Origin of the sequence: Wolbachia endosymbiont (group A) of Hedychridium roseum (genome assembly GCF_964028325.1) — a bacterium.
Lineage (GTDB): Bacteria > Pseudomonadota > Alphaproteobacteria > Rickettsiales > Anaplasmataceae > Wolbachia.
The window spans coordinates 747,882-763,294 of sequence record NZ_OZ034755.1; the positions used below are offsets into that span (position 1 = coordinate 747,882).

The following is a 15,413-nucleotide window of genomic DNA, read 5'->3' on the forward strand; positions in this document are numbered from 1 at the left end:
ACTTTAATTTTTATATTCCTTCATTAGCATAATATAATTTTGTGCTGATTGTGTAATATGTTTAATTTCTTCATTCGACATTTTTTTGAAGAACTTTGCTGGCCTGCCAGCCCATATTTCCCCACTTTTTATTACTTTTCCATGTGTCACTAGCGAGCCAGCAGCTACCATAGCTTCAGGCTCCACAACTGCATGGTCCATCACGGTAGAGCCCATACCAATAAACGCTTTATCATGCACCATACATGCATGCAACATACAAAAATGTCCCACTGTTACCATATTGCCAATAGTTGTATCACCACCTGGGTTTCTATCCACATGAATTACCGTTCCATCTTGAATATTTGTTCCATCACCTATTTTTATTGATCCAACGTCCCCTCTGACCACACAATTAAACCAGATGCTCGCATCTTTTCCTATTTCAACCTTGCCTATGATATGCGAACCACCTGCGATGAAAGCACTTTCGTCTATTTTTGGTTCATAATCTTTGTATTTTAAAATGTGATACATATTAAGCCCACAGTTTTATGCATATGCTAACCAAAATAAGGTAGGCAGTAAATACATACTTAGATTCCAAGCTACTTGGGTGACAGATGTTCTTGACTTATGCACTTTATGCTCCTAAAATTTTTATTTTCAGCTCTATCTATAATGTCAGTAACGGTATTAAGTATATTTCAAGTAATATTGGTTGTTGTGTTAGTAATTTTAGTGCTCTTGCAGCCGCCTGGGAGTAGTTCGTTAAGTGGTTTTAGTAATACACAACAGGGAGTCAATTCGATGATTCCGGTAAAATCTTCTGAAAACCCGCTCAGCAGAATAACGGCTATTGTTGCTGGATTGTTTATTATAAACACATTGCTATTGTCAGGATTATATTCAAAAGACGTACATAAAAAATCGATTGCAGAGAAAATTATATTAGAAAAAAAGCAAGAAAGTGAACCTACTTCTGTTCCATTTGAAAATTAATGAAGGAAGCTAAATTTATCTTTGTCACAGGTGGAGTTGTGTCATCGCTTGGTAAAGGCTTAGTTGCTTCAAGCGTTGGTGCGCTTCTTCAAGCTTACGGTTTTAAGATCCGTATCAGAAAACTTGACCCGTATCTCAACATTGATCCTGGGACAATGAACCCAACTCAGCACGGAGAGGTGTTTGTTACCGAGGATGGTGCTGAAACTGATTTGGATCTTGGGCATTATGAGCGTTTTACTGGAATTAAAGCAACAAAAGATGACAATATAACAACTGGTAAGATATATCATGAGTTGTTGAAGAAAGAGAGGCGTGGTGATTATCTGGGCAAAACTGTGCAAGTCATTCCTCATGTGACAGATTTAATCAAATCGTTCATTTTTAATGGTACGGAAGGTTTAGATTTTGTAATATGTGAAATAGGCGGAACTGTAGGTGACATTGAAAGCCAACCATTTTTGGAGGCTATACGCCAAGTTAACTACACATTAGGAAAACAAAGAGTTATCCTTATTCACTTAACTTTAATACCATATCTTACCGCAGCGCAAGAATTAAAGACAAAACCAACGCAGCATTCAGTTCGAGAGTTAAATTCCGCGGGGTTACAACCAGATATTATATTATGCCGCAGTGAGAAAGAAATTTTCGATAATCAGAGAGAGAAAATAGCTAAGCTTTGCAATGTTTCTTTGTCCAATGTGATACCTGCTCCTGATGTGAGTCATATATATGAGTTACCGGTGTTGTATAGCCAATGTGGGCTTGATACGCAAATTTTGGAGCACTTTCATTTAAGTGAGCCAAAACCAAGCTTGATTGAATGGGATCAAATAGTGCATTCCATAAGGCACCCAACACAGGAAGTTACTGTGTCTATAGTGGGAAAATACACCGAATTCCCTGATGCGTATAAATCACTAGTTGAAGCATTAAATCATGGTGCGATTAGTAATAAAGTCAAAGTAAAGATAAATTGGGTTAACTCAAGAGAGAAGGAAGAAAAACCTATAAATGAAAAGCTTATAGGGGAGAAGTTACAGAATTCTCATGCAATTCTTGTCCCAGGGGGGTTTGGTGATGACGGAGTAGAGAGTAAAATATTAGCAATAAATTATGCCCGTACAAATAATATCCCATTTTTCGGAATTTGCCTTGGTATGCAGCTTGCAATTATTGAGTTTGCTCGTAATGTTGTTAAGCTTGAAGATGCACACTCTGAAGAATTTCATAACTGTAAACATCCAATCGTTAAGTTAGCTGGCGATCAAGATGACGATCTTGGTGGAACCATGAGACTTGGGGCATACAAATGTAATATAAATGCAAGCTCTAAAATGATGGATGCATATAGTAACACTACTATTTCAGAAAGACACAGACATAGATACATAATCAATTCAGATTATAAAGATGATTTGGAAAAAAATGGGCTGCTATGCAGTGGCATATCAGAAGATGGAACATGTATAGAGGCAGTGGAGTTAGAGAGTCATCCGTGGTTTATTGGTGTGCAGTTTCATCCAGAGTTTCAATCAAAGCCGTTTTCTCCTCATCCTCTTTTTATATCGTTTATTAAGGCAGCAGTTAATAAAATTTAAAAAAAGAAGATTAGCAAAGGAAAGTGTTCAAGTATCAATATATGGAGCTTGCCATAGAGCAAGCCAAACTTGCTCAAAAAAATGATGAGGTTCCCATAGGTGCCGTAATAGTTAGTGGAAGCAATGTCGTTTCTTCTGCACACAACATATCCAACGATCCAACTGCACATGCAGAGATGTTAGCGATCAAGCAGGCATGTGAGTTGCTCTCAACTTCAACGCTTTATGATTCTGACATATACGTAACATTAGAACCATGTCCGATGTGTGCTCAAGCTATTTCCTTTGCCAGGATTAAACGATTGTACTTTGGAGCTTATAATCCAAAAGGTGGAGGAATTGAAAATGGTGCTAAGATATTTCAATTTTGCAGCCATATACCTGAAGTTTATGGTGGGATATTAGAAACAGAATGCTCTTTTTTGTTAAAGGATTTTTTTGAGAAACTGAGAGACATTTGACAAACCGTCATGCTACTTGTTTTCCGATACAAATTCGTCATCCCGCTACGTGTTAGCGGGATCTATGCTAGGAGATACCGTGACGGTATGACGGTTAAGTAATTCGTCATTCCAGCGCGTGACGCACAACTATACAAACATTGTCCCACCAGCAGGGTGTCATGCAAGTAGCTGACACATAGCTGTACGAACATTCATTTTTGAAGGTAAATTGCACAGCAAATGGTGTCATCCCAGTGCCCAGACACTGGGATCCAGAAATTTTGCTTATAACTGAGCTGATGAGCTAAAGGTAGTTGTCTTACGCTAAAACAAACGTTTTTAATTAAGTTGCATAGAAGCTGGATCCCAGTGTCTGGGCACTTTAGACAATGTTACAAAAAATAATATCATAGAATTCAATAGGATAATCCCTAGAGAATTACTCATCTACAAAAAGCCAAATCGTGTTAATGCTGTTTAGATGTAAAAGATAAGCTAAATCTTTACAGGGAACTTAAAACAGTAGAATACCTTTGATTGAAAGAAAGCACCAACTTTATGGGGTGAGCAACTGCAACTACTACCACTAAATCAATAAATCTTAATAGGGGAAAACATTATGAAAACGTCAAAACTGACATTAGTATGTGATATATATGAGTTAACAGATAAAGATAGAAAGAATATACAAAAACTAGCAAGAAAAATAGAAGAAGGGGAAGGTGTTGCCGAAAAGTTCAAAAATGGAATATTCAAAAAGTCCAGCTATAACGCAAGCACGATTCTTTTAGCAAAAATAACTTACGAGTATCATGGTAGAGAGGAGACGTTGTCACTACTACATTATGCTATAAGTCATAAAAATAATCAAGCTGTAAAAGATCTTTTAGAAGAAGCCAAAAAACAAAAACTATTAAAGGAAGTTCTGAATGAAGAGATGACCACAAAACATTCAGATGGTCGGGAAGAAATTCATACAATACTTACAGATGCTATATCACGTAGAGACAATGACATGATTAGAGCAGTGTTAAAGATCTCTGAGGAAAATGGTATTTTGAAAGATATTCTAAAAAAGAGAATAATTATAAAACATTCAAATAGCAAGGAAATGACTTACACCCCATTCACCTATGCTGAAGCGTGTGAAAATAGTGAAGCTGTAAGAGAACTGGGAAATATTCTTAATAAGAGAGCAACCCAGCAGCCCACTGTTGTAACAGCCAAAACTACTACAGCTAGAAGTGAAAAAGTGCTTCAAAGATACTATCGGTAATATCGAGGCACCGGCTAACGCATATGAAAATAATAATGAAAGTAGTCTTGAAGAATCTATAGAACATAAATATCTTGAGCCATGCGAAAATAGTAATGAAAGTAATACAATAGCTATAGAGCACATCGCTGCTTCAATAGAAAAGCTTGATAATGTTGGTGCGGCATTACTAGTCTGTGGTATTGTAGCTTGTATATTGAAAATGTATGCCATAGCGGTGATTGGGGGAATAGTTGGATTAGCGTGTATAGGTTTTGCACTGTACAATTCGTTCAAGCCAAATACCAAGCTCGAGAAAGTGAGAGATGTAGAACAGCCAATTATTGAATCTTCTTTAAACCCAATATAAATCAAAAAAAATGGTCATAATCATCAAGTAAATTTTTTAAAAAAGTAAAATGAGATAATTTCTTTGGAAGAATCTATAAATCATTAACTTATAGCCCTTCTCATAATAATCCAAATTAGGTAAGATACGGATTCATGGCTATGGTGGAAGTCAGTAGGCAAGCAGCGTATAGTGATCGGATTATTGTGAAAAGAGCTATACTATAAAACGTCTCAACTTTCTCTCCACTTTTTCTGGGTAAGGTCACTTAAGTGATAACCTTTGATTATTCATTATTAATGATAGCCCTAGCAATACTAACAACAAACCAACTAGTAAAAACATTATATCAATCGTAATAAAATTGGTTAACAATGCACCAATTAAAGGAGATATAATCATGAAAAAGTTTTGAATAGATTCACTGAATGCAGAAACTGAGCCTATTATATTTTGTTCAACTTCCGTCTGTAATAGAATAGCGTATGGTATATTAATAAGTGCTCCTGTTATCCCAAATAAAATCCATATTAATACATAAAAATATACAGACAAATTTATCTGATAAAAAGCCAATAACCCTAAAAGCAATAATAATAACCCACCAAAGATTTGCCCTTCAGAAATTAATGCAATATATCTAAAACGGGCAATATAAGTAGTAACTATTACTGAACCGACAACACTACCTACTCCAATAGCACTTATTGCTATTGCATATATTGATGCATTAAAATTCATGAATTTGTTTAAAACTATTATATAAAAATCGAATACAAATATTATGGCAAATCTTAATGCACTGTTAATAATAACAACATTTAAAAGTTTATTATTTTTAATTGTATTGCCCACATTTATCAGCTTCTTATATATAAAAGACAATTTACTAACCTTATTATTAGTTAATTTTGTTTCTGTAAATTCCACAGGTAAGCTAATAGCTTTAATAAAGCATGCAGATACTAAAAAAGTGAAGGCATTAACAATAAACAGAAAATCTATATCACAATATAAGATCAACAAACCGCCGAATGCAGGACCAATAATTTTTGCAAATTGGTTCGAGGTATGCAAAAAACCTGATGCTCTTGGCAATAAATCATTAAGAACCATTACTTTTAATGCTATTTGTCTAGAAGGTAAGAAAAAACAACGGCATATTCCCTCTAAGAATAGTAGTAACAAAATTATCTTATAATGATAAGCTGAAAAATACAAAATAATAGATAAAGCTGCTCGAAAAACATCAGAATAAATCAAAATAGGTATTGGATTTTTATTATCTACTGATACTCCTATAATTGAACCAAAAAAGACGCTTGGAGCTGCCATAGCAATCTCAACAATAGCGAGCATTTGTGATGGTAAGCCAATATCATAGATGAATAATGAGGCAATAATGGGTATTATCATCCAATCACCTAAACTGGAAATAAAATCGGCAATAAGTAAGTTGACGTAGTTAGCATTACCGATCAAACGATGGGAGTGTTAAATAAACTGTGTCAAACCGAAAAAAAAGTAATAAATTGATATAAAAAAATGGAGGTTTGACAATGAGTCAGAAAGTAGTAAACAGAACTACCGGTTTGGTAGATTATAAAGAATTAGAAACAAATATCCTGTCGTCTATACGAGAAGGAAGACCGTTGACAGGAAGAGATGGAGCATTAACACCGTTTATAAAAAAGTTGCTGGAGATAAGCCTGGAAGGTGAAATAGAAAACCACTTGTCGGCTGAAAGCGAAGAGAATAATCGAAGAAATGGGAGGAATGCAAAGACTTTACGTACAAGCGCAGGGTCATTTGAGCTTTTGACGCCAAGAGATAGGGAAGGAAGTTTCGAACCACAAATAGTCAAAAAAAGGCAAACAAACTTACATCCAGAGCTTGAAACGAAGATTTTGAGCACATTTGCCAGTGGTATGGGCTATAGAGATATAGTGTCACATGTTGAGGAAATTTATGATCACAAAATATCGGTGGCAGAGATATCAAGTATTACTGACAAATTGCTACCAGTAATCAACGAATGGCGTAGTCGCCCGCTGCAGTCTGTATATCCGATAGTTTTCATGGTTTTTTAAAGTCAAAGAGGACGGGCATTGCGTAAGTAAATGCATGTATAACATATTAGGCATAGATCAAAATGGCAAAAAAGAAGTATTAGGTTTTTATTTGGCTGAAAGTGAAGGAGCTAACTTCTGGTTGGGAGTGCTAAATGACCTCAAAGAAAGAGGAGTAGAAGATATCCTTATTGCCTGCGTTGATGGGCTGAAAAGCTTTCCTGCAGCTATAAACAGTGTCTTTCCTAATGCGGAAGTGCAGATGTGTATAGTGCATCAGATACGCAACTCACTGAAGTATGTGGCCAGTAAAGATGCGAAGAGTTTTTTGAGCGATTTAAAGAAGGTATATCAAGCTTCAAGCAAGGAAATTGCCGAGAATTATCTGTTGGAATTAGATGAAAAATGGGGCACAAAGTACCCTATGGTTATAAAATCTTGGCAGAATAATTGGGAAAACTTGTCTGGTTATTTTAAGTATTCTGGTCCAGTTAGGAGGATAATCTACACCACCAATCCCATAGAGGGGCTACATAGGCAAATTAGGAAATTCACTAAGACCAAAGGCTCATTTACCAGCATAAATGCCTTGTATAAGCAGGTATATTGTGCTATAAAGAAGGCAGAGGAAAAGTGGACGATGCCTGTACATGATTGGGCATTAACTATCTCTCAACTTGATGTTTTCTTTCCTGGCAGATTGAAAATTGAGTTGAACTAAAAATGCGGTTTGACACAGTTTATTTAACACTCCCTCTTTCTTGTAATTATTAATTAATTTTTTTTGTATTTCTTTTTGTTGTGTTTTTTGTTCTTGCTGATGAGAGGAAGGGATTTCTTTATCTATGTGAATTTGTAAAACCGGCGCACTAGTACTGGTATTAATTATTTCTTGTTGTACTTTTTGCTCTGATTGATTAGAAGTAGGAATTTCTCTATCCGTATAAACAGTCGCACTAGCGCTGGCATTAATTCCTTCTTGTCGTGTTTTTTGCTCTAGTTGATGAGAAAAAGGGATTTCTTTATCCGTATAAACAGTCGCATTAGTGCTGGTATTAATTCTTTCTTGTTGTACTTCTTGCTCTGGTTGATTAGAAGGAGGAACTCTTTTATCTGTACTAAAAATTTCTTCACTAGAAACTTGTTGATCTTCTTTTATATCTTCAGAAATTCCACTAAGGAGTGGTACAAAATGTTGCATGTAATTCACTACTCCTACAGTTTTTTTACTATTATCTATCTTTAATTGATCAAGATTCACATCTTGTATAAAAACTTCTAGATCATCATCATGTGCTGTAATTTTAGTTACTGTAACTTTTTGACTATCTTCCTCTATTGAATAAATATAAAGCTCCACTTCATACTTATCACATATCATTCTCCCTTCAACCCCTGGGCGACCCCATATAGGTGGGCTAGCTTCTGTAGCCATACTTCTAATATCTTTTAAATATCTATCAAAAGATGCAATATTGTCTGGTATAATATTGTTCTGGTTATCTTTCATTACATTTCCGTTTGAACCTATCATAGGTACAGCATATCCTTCAGCAATATTTTTTGTTATTTCATTAAAAACCCATCGTGAGTCCTTTTTGTTTTCAGCATAATCTGCACAATCTTTTCTTAATGATTTTGCGGTAAAACGATAACCAGGTTTTATATTTAACTCATTCAACCCTTGAGCCACGGAGTCAAAAAAGCAATCTCCTGTCTTTATAGCAATTCCTATGTTTAGATTTTTGGGACAAGCATTTTTTAAATTATGCAGTAAATCACTTGATTTTTTCTTTTCTTTGATTTGTCGAAAAAGAGCAATTGGTTCTCTTGTATAATTAGGCTCTTTCATATTGTAACCTCAGAATGGTAGCTATATGTTAAGTTTAACACTTTTTAATGGATTAGTCAACCTTTGCAGGCTAAGGTTATGCTCGACTGTAGGCATCACCTGCTTTTCTTGAGCTACTGCGTATCTTATACGTACTGCTATTTATCACATTCATAATTAGATTCGTTTACGTTGTCAAGTAAAAAAATAAAATTTTATAGCAAATTAATCGCTGAAGCTAGTTTTTGCTTGCGACTTAATTCATCTACTTTTTTGTGTAATACATTCAAATCAGTTGCTCCTACAAACAGACTATCCCCAATTATTAAAAAAGGTGTGCCCCCTACTCCCAAATCTCTTACTAGGAGCTTACTGCCATTTATCATTTGCTCAATTTTGTCCGCGTTATTTTTCATGGAATTATTAAAATCGTCCTCATCAATCCCTATGCTTTTCACTATATCCAATATGCTTTCGTCTGAAAATCCTCCTTTGTGACTTAAAGCAGAATAGTGAAAGTCGAAATATTTTTCTTTATCAATAAAGTAAACAGCTAAAGCGCTTTTTGCTGCCCTTAAAGAGTCATTACCAAGTATTGGAGCATCCCTAAAGATATACTTAATTTTACCGTCGTTAATTAACTGTTTTATATCGTCTTTTATAGTCTTGCAATATCCACAAGAATAGTCAAAGAAACCTACAGCTATAACACTACTATTTTCATTTCCGGAGTAAGGATAAGTAAGGTCAAATATTTGATCCTTGTATTGTGAAATTTTACTTTTGGTCACATTATCTCGAGCAGCGTAACTACTTTTAATCGACTCCTCTTTGAGAGTTTTTACGATCTTATCAAAATTTCTACTTATATAATTATCTAATTTCTCACCTATATAATCATCGCTTAGCATTTGGCTGCGATTTGAAAGCCAATTGTTTATTACTGGTAAACTTGCTACTGCCAGTATAAGGATCAATAAAAACGATATTCTAGACATACAATTTATTTAAAAACCTACAACATAAAACTTTAGTACACATTTATCTGTATATTAAAAGAAGCATCTAATATTAATATATGAAAACATTTATATCAAGTGTATTTTATAACCAGTTTTGCCTCAAATGCAAACTTTACGTACAATGGAACTCAAGCACATTACTGAAAAGCTCATCAGAAGACTTGGTGATGCAAATGACCAAACCATCGCCAGAATAGCCAATTATGAGATGCTCTATCTTTTACCGCCGCGTATAACAACTGTAAACATGGCGGTAAAAAAAGTTGATCATCTTATAACCGCCGTGTATAATGCTAACAAATGCGGCGGTAAATTATATGAGCGAACCAATAATTGGTAGAGAAAAGGAAATAGCCATTCTAGAAAGTAAGCTTCTCTTTTCCCCATTTGCTGAGTTTATTGCAGTGTATGGTCGGCGTCGTGTGGGTAAGACGTACCTAATAAAACAATTTTTCAGTAAACATGCCGATGTTTTATTTGAACAAACAGGTCTTAATAATGGTACTATACAGGAACAACTTGCAATTTTTACACAGTCGTTATCAAATACTTTTTATAAAGGTGCAAAAATGGCTTTGCCTGAAGTGTGGCTGGATGCATTACAACAATTAACACTTGCTATTGATAACACACATGAGAATGAACACATTGTCTTATTTTTTGATGAACTTCCATGGTTAGCTACAAGAAAGTCTCGTTTTCTAGAAACGTTAGAATATTTTTGGAATATACATTGGACAAACCGAAAGAAGCTTATCTTGGTTGTATGTGGTTCAGCAGCTTCTTGGATGTTGGAAAATATAATTTATACCAAAAGGGGGGTTGCATAACCGCATTACCGCAAGGATACCTTTGCAGCCTTTTAACTTACGTGAAACTAAAGAGTATCTAAGATATTTAGGAATCAACCTTAATCACCAGCAGATATTACAGATCTATATGGCTATTGGAGGAATACCACATTACCTTAAGGAAGTAAGTAAAGGATTATCAGCAGCACAAAACATTAATATGATCTGTTTTCAGAAGGGTGGTTTGTTATTTGATGAATTTGATATGTTGTTTCACTCCTTGTATGAAGAGCCAGAGACATATCTAAATATCATTCGTGCGATTGCAAAAAAGCCAAAAGGGATAAGCAGAAAAGAACTTATAAAAGCGACTAAAATCACTGAGGGTGGTCGCTTAACTGCTAAATTAAGGAGTTTAGAAGAAGCAGGATTTATTGGTGGTTTTTTACCATTGAACAAGGGAAAGAGAGGAGTATATTACAGGGTAATGGACGAATATGTATTATTTTATCTAACGTGGATTGAGCCGTTTAAGGAAGTAACAAAAAGGGCAATAATAAGTGATGCTCACTATTGGGAGTTAGCAATAAAGAAACCAGCTTGGCAAACATGGACAGGGCAAACATTTGAAGCAGTGTGTTTTAAACATGCCAATGTAATTAGAAAAAAATTAGATATAGAGCATATAGCAGTTATATGTGGAGATTGGCAATATCAACCAGAAAAATACAGTAAAGAGTCTGGTGCTCAAATAGATCTAGTTTTCGATCGAGAAGATGGATGTGTAATGCTCTGTGAGATAAAATATAGTGATAAACCTTATACAGTAACAAAGGAATTTGTCGAACAATTAAAAAGAAAAGAAGCAATTTATAGAGAAAAAACGAAATCAAAGAAGCAAATATTCTGGGTGTTAATTGCTGCAAATGGAGTTTCTGAGAACCAATATCTAAAAGATACGATACATCATGTGATTACACTAGAAGACTTGTTTTAAGTTATTTTAAATTTTAATATGTACACCAACTTACGCGACTTCATTAAAGCCTTAGAAGAAAAAAAAGATCTGATTAGGATTAAGGAGGAAGTTTCAACAGTTCTTGAAATGACAGAAATTCACCGTAGGGTTTTGTCAAATAAAGGACCAGCTATCATCTTTGAAAATGTTGTCACGGAAAACGGTAAAAATTCGATTCCAGTTTTGGTGAATTTATTTGGTACTATTAAGAGGATTGCATTGGGGTTGAACATAAACCCTGGTGAACTAAGAGATCTTGGTAAACTTTTAGCATTTTTGCGATCACCTGAGCCACCAAAAAACTTCAAAGATGCCGTGAAAATGTTTCCTTTACTAAAAGTTGTATTGTCGATGCGAAGTAAAGTTGTGAGCAAGGCTCCATGTCAAGAAGTGGTGCTAACTGGGGATGAGGTGGATCTTAGTTTGCTACCTATTCAAACATGCTGGCCAAATGAACCTGCACCACTTATCACCTGGCCAATTGTGGTGACAAAAGGCCCAACGGAAGACAAGCAAGATAATTTCAATCTTGGAATATATCGTATGCAGGTTATAGATAAAAAAACGACTCTAATGCGCTGGCTTGCACATCGTGGTGGTGCAGGTCACCACAAACGATGGAAAGAGAAGGAACAAAATATGAAATTTCCTGCTGCTGCTGTGATCGGTAGTGATCCTGCAACAATTATTGCTGCGGTAACTCCAGTGCCAGAAACATTGTCAGAATACCAATTTGCTGGGTTGCTGCGCAAAAAACCGCTTGAGCTTGTAAATTGTAAGACTATTCCGCTTCAAGTGCCAGCTCATGCAGAGATTGTTCTGGAAGGCTATGTAAGTTTGGATAGATATCAAGATGAAGGGCCATACGGAGATCACACCGGCTACTATAATTCTGTTGAGCAATTTCCAGAATTTAATATTACTGCAATTACTATGCGCAAAAATCCAATTTATCTCAGCACTTTCACTGGCAAGCCACCTGATGAACCATCAATTCTTGGTGAAGCGCTCAACGAAATCTTTGTGCCCATTCTTATCAATCAATTTCCAGAGATAGTGGATTTTTATCTACCACCAGAAGGTTGTTCATATAGAATAGCGGTGATATCGATAAAAAAGTCTTATCCAGGGCAGGCAAAAAGAATTGTTATGGGCATACTTTCCTTTCTAAAGCAATTTTTATACACGAAGTTTATTATCGTTGTTGATGATGATATAAATGTACGTGATTGGAAGGAAGTGATGTGGGCAATATCAACGAGAATGGACCCTGTGCGTGACACAATCACAATAGAGAACGCACCTATTGATTATTTAGATTTTGCTTCCCCTGAAAGTGGACTTGGAGGTAAAATGGGATTTGATGCAACAAATAAAATCCCGCCTGAAACCAAACGAGAATGGGGAGAGAAAATTAAAATGAGTGAGGAAATAGTAAGAAAAGTCACGGAGAAGTGGGAAGAATATGGATTGACAGGTGATTAAATTATGATGTAGCCTATCGCCGTATATCCGGGGGTGGGTTGTTGTGAGGCTTTTTCACTTTTTATTCTTGTTAATGTGTTTTTCTCTGTATTACTATGCGGGTTTTATATTTTCGCCCTGCCCAAAAGCTACGGTTTGCTTTTCACCTGGAGAAGATTGTGCTGTACCGATAATCAGCGTAATAGATCAGTCTAAAAAATCTATCTTAGTTCAAGAATATACATTTACTCTTGGAACAGTTGCAAAATCTTTGATTAATGCTAAAGAACGCGGTGTTGATGTTAAAGTCATCTTAGATAAATCGCAACTCTACTCAAAATATAGTGTTATAAATGAATTATTTTCAGGTGGAGTACCAATTTGGATCGATGATAAGCCAAAGATTGCTCATAATAAGATAATGATTGTTGACAATCAAAAAGTCATCACAGGGTCATTTAACCTTAGTAAGACAGCTAAAAAAGGAAATGCTGAAAATTTATTAATTATTACAGATTATCCTGAATTGATTCAGCAGTATGTGAAAAACTGGGAGGCACGAATGTCACAATCTTATAAATATGCTCCCAACTAATCGAGAGCGCTTGCTTAAAATCAGTTCTAAAAACAGCAAGAGAGAGCTTTTTTGATTGATTGACATAATGATTATGATATAATGAACTAAAAGTTTAAGGAATAAAGTAATGGATTATATAAATGATGCTGACGGTAGCTACACTGCCATTCATGATTTTTTTCAAAACAACGGTGTTGGAGATTACAAAGTTCAATGCAGTTATGGTGGGGTGCCGTATGCTACTGATGAGTACGTGCATTCTGGCGATAAATTTTGGAGTAATAATTTCATAGACTCACATTTTGGCAGGGAAATAAAAATGTATCCTCAAAGTGAACTTTTAGCTAAAGAATATGCTGGAAATACGTTGCCAGTTTCAATATCACTAGATAAGGATTTAATAAAAATGAAGGAATGTCAGAAAAAAACGAAATTTGTGGAACTAGAAAGGGAGTCAGGTGATTTAGTGTATGATAAGCAAAAGCATGTAAAGTGTTACACAACAAAGCTATCATATGATGATGTACATATTTACAATAACGATAAAGTTTCAACATTTAGCATAAAATACGACGTGCCAAATGATCCGAAATACAGTTTAAATATAACATTTACAAAGGTTAATGATAATAAACCAGGATTTTGGCAAAAATTTAAAAACATGTTTTAACCTGACCGTTCACTGGTTTTTACTCAATCAATCAATTACATTCTGTAATATTTGGGACGTCAAAAATTGACTTTATTTTTCTTGAGCTTTTTTTAATTTAAAATAAATACAGAAGCTTGTATCTTGAAATTTGCTGCAAGTGCAATTGCTTTCTAGCTATCTTTTATGGTATCTGTTCAGCTAAGCGGTGTGAGAGATAATATAGCTAAACTGACTTAGATTTACCGATAATTTGAAAAACAAAAATTCGTCATTCCGCTACTTGTTAGCGGAATCTATGCTGAGATACCGCGGCGGTATGACGTAGGAAAACCTTTCTTGGGTTAGCTATATCAGTTAATATTAAATTTTTATAATTAAAAAATATGCTATTTTTTAAAACTTTCATTCTCCTTGACTCTGTCAACTTCACAAAACAACTCTTGGACCAAATGTATCTGGCATAACACCTTTTGGTAACTTGCTACTTCTTTTTTTTCCGCATCTCCAACAACGGCCATTGATATTCCACTACATAAGGCTTAATTTTTGGTAGATCAACTTTTTTATGAATAATACTATGCTTCTCCTTAAATTGACCATTTCCCCTAAACGCTATTAGCTTCCTTAAAACTTACATTAATGCCTATTTTGCCTAAACTGAAGCGTCTTTTCCAATTTTTTCTAGCATCAACTCAGCAGCTTTTTGTTCAGCAATCTTTTTACTAGAAGCACATGCAGAAACTTTACCATAATCTTCTATGCAAACTGATATAGTAAATTCAGGATTGTGTGCTGGTCCAGTTTGTTTTACAAGCTCATACTCTGGTAAAGGCAATTTGTTTTTCTGAGTCCACTCTTGCAGTGAGGTTTTAGGATCTTGAGGGGGGTCAAGCATGCTTTTAGCTAGCTTTTCCCAATATTGGGTAATAAATTTTTCAACATTTTCAAGTCCGCCATCAATATAAATTGCACCTATTAGTGCTTCAAGCGAGTTTTCTAAATTTTTTAGGTTACATCTTCCTCCATTGCAGCGTTCACTATTATTCATGATGATAAAGCTGCCTAATTTTATTTCTTTAGCAACATTAGCAATGGTGTTGCCACAAACTAAATCCGTCTTTCTTTTTGCCAATGCTCCTTCTTTTTCTTCAGGAAATAGTTTAAACAGTATGGCAGATACGACCATATTCAAAACACTATCGCCCAAAAACTCTAGTCTTTCGTAGCTTACAATCTGGTTTTTGCTATTCCTTTTATTTACGCTTGGGTGAGTTAGTGCCTCTTCTAATATTGCATAATTTGTAAATTTATAATCAATGATCTTAGATATTGCATCATTCAAACTCTTCATACC

Annotated in this window: 16 protein-coding genes and 2 pseudogenes; 12 read left to right on the plus strand and 6 right to left on the minus strand. The window is 35.1% G+C overall.

The features are described 5' to 3' along the window. Window positions 1–3: 3 nt before the first annotated feature. Window positions 4–519 (minus strand): gamma carbonic anhydrase family protein, encoded by a 516-nt coding sequence (locus ABWU23_RS03590; protein ID WP_253307252.1) that lies wholly within the window; start codon window positions 517–519, stop codon window positions 4–6. Window positions 520–663: 144 nt separating this feature from the next. On the opposite strand from ABWU23_RS03590, the gene secG reads away from it, so the two are divergent. The 5 genes from secG (at window position 664) to ABWU23_RS03615 (ending at window position 4,656) form a co-directional block, all read left to right on the plus strand. Then, the gene (secG, locus tag ABWU23_RS03595; RefSeq protein WP_353271037.1) at window positions 664–984 is read left to right on the plus strand and encodes a preprotein translocase subunit SecG; all 321 of its coding nucleotides are present in this window, start codon (window positions 664–666) and stop codon (window positions 982–984) included. Further along, window positions 984–2,588, plus strand: a complete 1,605-nt coding sequence (locus tag ABWU23_RS03600) for a CTP synthase (RefSeq protein WP_265017586.1) — start codon at window positions 984–986, stop codon at window positions 2,586–2,588. The genes secG and ABWU23_RS03600 overlap by 1 nt, the downstream gene beginning before the upstream one ends. Window positions 2,589–2,629: 41 nt before the next feature. Further along, window positions 2,630–3,049, plus strand: a complete 420-nt coding sequence (locus ABWU23_RS03605; protein WP_253307249.1) for a nucleoside deaminase — start codon at window positions 2,630–2,632, stop codon at window positions 3,047–3,049. A 601-nt stretch (window positions 3,050–3,650) separates the two neighbouring features. Continuing rightward, complete coding sequence (locus tag ABWU23_RS03610) at window positions 3,651–4,307, plus strand: hypothetical protein (RefSeq protein ID WP_353270814.1); 657 nt, start codon at window positions 3,651–3,653, stop codon at window positions 4,305–4,307. After that, window positions 4,276–4,656, plus strand: a complete 381-nt coding sequence (locus ABWU23_RS03615; RefSeq protein ID WP_353270815.1) for a hypothetical protein — start codon at window positions 4,276–4,278, stop codon at window positions 4,654–4,656. Before ABWU23_RS03610 ends, ABWU23_RS03615 begins: the two co-directional genes overlap by 32 nt. 243 nt (window positions 4,657–4,899) lie before the next feature. Here ABWU23_RS03615 and ABWU23_RS03620 read toward each other — a convergent pair whose 3' ends face one another. Further along, window positions 4,900–6,117, minus strand: a complete 1,218-nt coding sequence (locus ABWU23_RS03620) for an MFS transporter (protein ID WP_353270816.1) — start codon at window positions 6,115–6,117, stop codon at window positions 4,900–4,902. A 77-nt stretch (window positions 6,118–6,194) separates the two neighbouring features. On the opposite strand from ABWU23_RS03620, the pseudogene ABWU23_RS03625 reads away from it, so the two are divergent. Further along, window positions 6,195–7,425 (plus strand): annotated as a pseudogene (locus tag ABWU23_RS03625) (IS256-like element ISWpi15 family transposase). On the opposite strand, the gene ABWU23_RS03630 reads toward ABWU23_RS03625, so the two are convergent. Beyond that, complete coding sequence (locus ABWU23_RS03630) at window positions 7,366–8,556, minus strand: hypothetical protein (protein WP_253309837.1); 1,191 nt, start codon at window positions 8,554–8,556, stop codon at window positions 7,366–7,368. The pseudogene ABWU23_RS03625 and the gene ABWU23_RS03630 overlap by 60 nt on opposite strands. Window positions 8,557–8,750: 194 nt before the next feature. Further along, on the minus strand, window positions 8,751–9,533 hold the full coding sequence (locus ABWU23_RS03635; RefSeq protein WP_353270817.1) for a DsbA family protein: 783 nt from the start codon (window positions 9,531–9,533) through the stop codon (window positions 8,751–8,753). Window positions 9,534–9,660: 127 nt separating this feature from the next. Between ABWU23_RS03635 and ABWU23_RS03640 the strand changes: the two genes are divergently transcribed. The 6 genes from ABWU23_RS03640 to ABWU23_RS03665 all read left to right on the plus strand — a co-directional run bounded on the left by ABWU23_RS03640 (window position 9,661) and on the right by ABWU23_RS03665 (window position 14,077). Beyond that, a complete protein-coding gene (locus ABWU23_RS03640; protein ID WP_264732495.1) occupies window positions 9,661–9,897 on the plus strand; it encodes a hypothetical protein in 237 nt (78 codons plus the stop codon). After that, window positions 9,875–10,387, plus strand: a complete 513-nt coding sequence (locus ABWU23_RS03645) for an AAA family ATPase (RefSeq protein ID WP_353270818.1) — start codon at window positions 9,875–9,877, stop codon at window positions 10,385–10,387. The genes ABWU23_RS03640 and ABWU23_RS03645 overlap by 23 nt, the downstream gene beginning before the upstream one ends. A 109-nt stretch (window positions 10,388–10,496) precedes the next feature. Next, the gene (locus tag ABWU23_RS03650) at window positions 10,497–11,345 is read left to right on the plus strand and encodes an AAA family ATPase (protein ID WP_265016485.1); all 849 of its coding nucleotides are present in this window, start codon (window positions 10,497–10,499) and stop codon (window positions 11,343–11,345) included. An 18-nt stretch (window positions 11,346–11,363) separates the two neighbouring features. Then, window positions 11,364–12,851 carry a UbiD family decarboxylase gene (locus ABWU23_RS03655; RefSeq protein WP_253309842.1) on the plus strand — a complete coding sequence of 496 codons (1,488 nt, stop codon included), beginning with the start codon at window positions 11,364–11,366 and terminating at the stop codon, window positions 12,849–12,851. A 43-nt stretch (window positions 12,852–12,894) separates the two neighbouring features. Next, window positions 12,895–13,425 (plus strand): phospholipase D family protein, encoded by a 531-nt coding sequence (locus ABWU23_RS03660; RefSeq protein ID WP_253309843.1) that lies wholly within the window; start codon window positions 12,895–12,897, stop codon window positions 13,423–13,425. A gap of 109 nt (window positions 13,426–13,534) precedes the next feature. Continuing rightward, window positions 13,535–14,077 (plus strand): hypothetical protein, encoded by a 543-nt coding sequence (locus ABWU23_RS03665; RefSeq protein ID WP_253309844.1) that lies wholly within the window; start codon window positions 13,535–13,537, stop codon window positions 14,075–14,077. A 417-nt stretch (window positions 14,078–14,494) separates the two neighbouring features. Here ABWU23_RS03665 and ABWU23_RS03670 read toward each other — a convergent pair. Next, a pseudogene (locus ABWU23_RS03670) lies at window positions 14,495–14,630 on the minus strand (IS66 family transposase); the annotation flags it as partial. 81 nt (window positions 14,631–14,711) lie between these two features. After that, window positions 14,712–15,410, minus strand: coding sequence for a ribonuclease III (gene rnc / locus ABWU23_RS03675; RefSeq protein WP_253309845.1), 699 nt, complete (start codon window positions 15,408–15,410; stop codon window positions 14,712–14,714). Window positions 15,411–15,413: the final 3 nt, after the last annotated feature.

Bases quoted from the DNA above. Each gene is read 5' to 3' on its own strand.
- ABWU23_RS03590 (WP_253307252.1), bottom strand. From the start codon at position 519: ATGTATCACATTTTAAAATACAAAGATTATGAACCAAAAATAGACGAA.
- secG (WP_353271037.1), top strand. From the start codon at position 664: ATGTCAGTAACGGTATTAAGTATATTTCAAGTAATATTGGTTGTTGTG.
- ABWU23_RS03600 (WP_265017586.1), top strand. From the start codon at position 984: ATGAAGGAAGCTAAATTTATCTTTGTCACAGGTGGAGTTGTGTCATCG.
- ABWU23_RS03605 (WP_253307249.1), top strand. From the start codon at position 2,630: ATGGAGCTTGCCATAGAGCAAGCCAAACTTGCTCAAAAAAATGATGAG.
- ABWU23_RS03610 (WP_353270814.1), top strand. From the start codon at position 3,651: ATGAAAACGTCAAAACTGACATTAGTATGTGATATATATGAGTTAACA.
- ABWU23_RS03630 (WP_253309837.1), bottom strand. From the start codon at position 8,556: ATGAAAGAGCCTAATTATACAAGAGAACCAATTGCTCTTTTTCGACAA.
- ABWU23_RS03635 (WP_353270817.1), bottom strand. From the start codon at position 9,533: ATGTCTAGAATATCGTTTTTATTGATCCTTATACTGGCAGTAGCAAGT.
- ABWU23_RS03640 (WP_264732495.1), top strand. From the start codon at position 9,661: ATGCAAACTTTACGTACAATGGAACTCAAGCACATTACTGAAAAGCTC.
- ABWU23_RS03645 (WP_353270818.1), top strand. From the start codon at position 9,875: ATGAGCGAACCAATAATTGGTAGAGAAAAGGAAATAGCCATTCTAGAA.
- ABWU23_RS03650 (WP_265016485.1), top strand. From the start codon at position 10,497: ATGGCTATTGGAGGAATACCACATTACCTTAAGGAAGTAAGTAAAGGA.
- ABWU23_RS03655 (WP_253309842.1), top strand. From the start codon at position 11,364: ATGTACACCAACTTACGCGACTTCATTAAAGCCTTAGAAGAAAAAAAA.
- ABWU23_RS03665 (WP_253309844.1), top strand. From the start codon at position 13,535: ATGGATTATATAAATGATGCTGACGGTAGCTACACTGCCATTCATGAT.
- rnc (WP_253309845.1), bottom strand. From the start codon at position 15,410: ATGAAGAGTTTGAATGATGCAATATCTAAGATCATTGATTATAAATTT.